This window comes from Muricomes intestini (assembly GCF_004346165.1).
In the GTDB taxonomy this organism is placed as follows: Bacteria; Bacillota; Clostridia; order Lachnospirales; family Lachnospiraceae; genus Muricomes; species Muricomes intestini.
Map to the genome: position 1 here is coordinate 1 of NZ_SLZZ01000058.1, position 2,910 is coordinate 2,910.

Here is a 2,910-nt window from a genome sequence, read left to right on the forward strand (position 1 = left end):
TGTAAGTGGTATACTATAACCAGCAGATTTAGGCAAATAAAATCCAGCAACTATTATACAACATCAACGAATGATATACTGTCATTCGGAGGTGAAGAAAGGATGGTTAGTTGGATGCATTACTATGAAATCCAAAGATTCAAAAGAAAAGGATTTAACAAGAGCCAAACTGCTAGAAAAATAGGAATTAACAGAGAAACAGTTGGCGTGTACTGGAATTTAACACCAGGGGATTATGCTGCAAGAGTTGAAGCAGCTAAAACAAGAAAAAAGAAAGCAGATCCTCACAAAGATTTTGTGCTGGAATGCCTGATGAAATATCCTGACATGTCAGCGGCACAGCTTTATGACTGGATCAAAGAACATACCTGTTTAGAAACACTGGACTTTCAAGAGCGGTGCTTCAGGGATTATGTGAAATCTATCCGGGAGGAATACGATATCAAGAAACCTGAAACATCAAGGCAGTACGAGGCAATGGAGGAATTGCCACCAGGAAAGCAGGCACAGGTGGATATGGGCGAAATCAGTCTGAAAACGATAAGCGGCCGCCATAAGAAAGTCTACTGCTTTGGAATGGTCCTGACCCATTCTCGCTACAAGTTCATCCTATGGCAGGAAAAACCATTTACCACAGATACATTTGTACAAGCTCATATCAAAGCATTTACCTTCTTTGATGGGCGTCCGCAGGAAATGGTTTACGATCAGGACAAGATACTTGCAGTCAGTGAGAACAATGGCGACATCATTTACACCGAAGGATTTCAGAGCTACATAAACGAAGCAAAGTTTGATATCTTTCTCTGCCATGGAGCGGATCCTGAATCCAAAGGACTGATTGAAAATGTCGTAAAATATGCCAAGCATGGCTTTGCGGAACATCGTATTTTCAAAGATATAGACAGCTTTAATACAGACTGCATTGCTTGGCTAAAAAGAACTGGAAATAAGAAAATACATGGAACAACACAAAAGATACCAGCAGAGGTATTTTCTCTCGAAAAGGAATACCTCATACCAGTATCTGCATACAACTTCACAGTTGCTGTTAATGACAGTATAGATTATCAGGTCAGAAAAGACAACATCGTTTTATACAAAGGAAACCGCTATCGTGTGCCAAAAGGTACTTATAGTGCAGGAAAACGTGTATTCATGATTGTTGAGAATGATATCCTTTCCATCACAGATACCCTGACAGGTGAAATCTATGCAACGCACCCTCTCTGTCATGACAAAGGGAAATTAATTGGTCAGAAAAGGGATGAACGTGATAAGAGCAAGTCATTACAAGAACAGGAGAAAACTGTTCAGGAACTATTTCAGAATGATGAACTGGTTGTGCCGTTTTTAGAACATATCCACCAGGCGAAGCCCCGCTATTACAGAGATCAGCTTGGTGTGATAAGAAAACTTTTTGAAGAATGGGACACAGAGCTTCTGATTCACGGACTTCACTATTGTTCGGAAAAAGGACTGTATTCTGCTGGGGATTTGAAGTCCAGTATTATTTATCTGAAACAGATAAAAACAGAACCGAAAAAGAAAGAAAATATGTCAGCACTCCCCTCCAAGTACCGAGGGAATATGCCAGAAATACGAGATTTAAGTGTGTATGAACAAGCAATGGGAAGGAGTGTTGTAAATGGATAATCTACAGGAAATCAGAACCTATGCAGGAACGCTGGGGCTGATACATACAAAGAACGAGCTTGAAACAATCGTTCATGGTGCAGAAACAGAGGAATCAAGCTATGTGGCATTTTTGCAGAACATACTGAGCAGTGAAATCCGGTATCGTCAGGATAAGGCAAAAGATAAGCGCATCAAAGACGCAGGATTTCCATATCCAAAGTATTTAAAAGACTTTGATCTGAGTTTCTGCCAGTCCATAACAAAAAAACAGTTAAATCAGCTATCGGAGCTGACCTGGATTGATGGTCTGTATAATCTTATACTTTCGGGACCGCCTGGAGTAGGTAAAACGCATCTGGCGATAGCGCTTGCCCATCATGCGTGTGAAGAAGGTTATAAAGCCAGTTATGCGACCATGCAGTCCCTCATGCAGTGCCTTCGCACATCAGAAATAGACCGCCGGAGCAGAGCAAAGATGAACCGGATCCAAAAATCAAACCTTCTGGTTATTGATGAGGTTGGATATCTTCCGATTGCGCCAACAGAGGGAAATCTGTTTTTTCAGCTGATATCAGAGCTTCAAGAACAGACCTCCATTATCATAACAACAAACAAAGGATTTGAAGAATGGGCGGAATTTCTGGACGATGCAGCATTAGCAACAGCAATCCTTGACCGGCTATCATACCGATGCGATCGAATACAGATGGCAGGGAAAAGCTATCGATTGGAAAACAGAAAAACTTTTTTAGAGGAAGGGGGGACAACGGATGAAATTTAATAAGCACATATCTCATGAAGTGGAAGAGTTTCTAACTACTCAGTATAAGGAATATATAAAAGAAACACCAATGACCAAGAAAGAAATGAGAGCTCTGCGCGAATGGGTGAAAGATGGACATAGTGTATACGAGAATACATGTGGCGCATGGGCAGATGGGCAGGTCCCGGTAGAATTTTTGACGTCCTATCGTGATGAAGAGTATATCCGTCAGCATACCCAGGGAATGAATTCAGAGGAAGCAAGGAAGTTTGCAATGGCTTATTATGGCTGGGATGATAATGACGAAGAGGTGGACCGATATCTTGAGAGTATTCCGGGAGAAATGACCCCACCCGTTTACGCCATTCCAGATAGGGAACTTCCATTTAGTTAAAAAATGCTCCGCGGATCAACCACGGAGTGCTATAAGCAAAAGTGCTGGATTTTATTTGCCAAAAAACGCTGGAAAATAATTTCCACTTTTTGCTGGAAAGTACTTGCCGTTTACA

General features: G+C 41.4%; 3 protein-coding genes. All 3 read left to right on the plus strand.

Going from position 1 to position 2,910, the window contains the following annotated elements; translation table 11 throughout:
- The coding region (gene istA / locus EDD59_RS17550) for an IS21 family transposase (RefSeq protein ID WP_207644078.1) at positions 1-1,656 on the plus strand (1,656 nt) is incomplete at its 5' end.
- Positions 1,649-2,419 (plus strand): IS21-like element helper ATPase IstB, encoded by a 771-nt coding sequence (gene istB / locus EDD59_RS17555; protein ID WP_089982199.1) that lies wholly within the window; start codon positions 1,649-1,651, stop codon positions 2,417-2,419. The genes istA and istB, both read left to right, overlap by 8 nt.
- Positions 2,409-2,795 carry a hypothetical protein gene (locus EDD59_RS17560; RefSeq protein ID WP_089982197.1) on the plus strand — a complete coding sequence of 129 codons (387 nt, stop codon included), beginning with the start codon at positions 2,409-2,411 and terminating at the stop codon, positions 2,793-2,795. The genes istB and EDD59_RS17560 overlap by 11 nt, the downstream gene beginning before the upstream one ends.
- The last annotated feature ends 115 nt before the right edge of the window (positions 2,796-2,910 follow it).

What these genes read in the sequence shown, in the direction of transcription:
- istB (WP_089982199.1), top strand. Translation starts at nt 1,649, where the DNA reads ATGGATAATCTACAGGAAATCAGAACCTATGCAGGAACGCTGGGGCTG.
- EDD59_RS17560 (WP_089982197.1), top strand. Translation starts at nt 2,409, where the DNA reads ATGAAATTTAATAAGCACATATCTCATGAAGTGGAAGAGTTTCTAACT.